Consider the following 614-nt stretch of genomic DNA (forward strand, 5'->3'; position numbering starts at 1 on the left):
AAAACGCATCGTCTGCGGCTGTATCACCGCACCGGTACTCTCACTGGTCCCGTAGGTGGAGCGGCTGTAACTCAGCAGCACCGCGCCCACCGGGTGGGTCAGGGTGAACGCCCCGGGGCTGTCCGGAAAATACGCCACGTGCAGCCCCGGCAGCCGTTCGCTCAGTCGGGACACAAGGTCAGCCAGAACAGGTAACGTGTTCATCAGTATTTCTCCAGCCAGCCACCCGGACCGCCCAGCACCGCCGGACGGGATTTCACCCGCGTCTGGCCGGGCTCCGGCAGGGTGGTCTGTTCCGCCAGAGTACCCGGCGTCATCCTGCCGTCGCGGATAAGCTCCAGGGTTTTCAGGGTGCCACTGAACAGGCGTTTCACCGACTCCGGCAGGTCTTTCGCCGGACGGCGCAGGTACAGACGCTCAATCGTCAGGTTAACCACCAGGTCCCGGATGATGGTCGGTACGCGGGTCAGCGGCACCTGGTAGCGGTTACGCAGAAAGCCGTCGGCGTATTCGCTGGCGTAGCGGATGGCCTCATTCACCACCGCCTCATCAGGCTGTTCCGGCAGCGCCTGTGTGACGGAACGACCTGACATGTCGCAGGTCAGTTCAGTGAG

General features: G+C 63.7%; 2 protein-coding genes. Both read right to left on the reverse strand.

The window, feature by feature from the left end:
- A partial coding sequence (locus tag HV477_RS27960) for a Gp37 family protein (protein WP_217487917.1) occupies window positions 1-204 on the reverse strand: 204 nt, incomplete at its 3' end.
- Window positions 204-614: DUF1320 domain-containing protein (locus HV477_RS27965; RefSeq protein ID WP_175065756.1), on the reverse strand; the 411-nt coding region annotated here is incomplete at its 5' end. The genes HV477_RS27960 and HV477_RS27965, both read right to left, overlap by 1 nt.

Source organism: Salmonella sp. SG203, from assembly GCF_013350575.1.
Lineage (GTDB): Bacteria > Pseudomonadota > Gammaproteobacteria > Enterobacterales > Enterobacteriaceae > Salmonella > Salmonella enterica.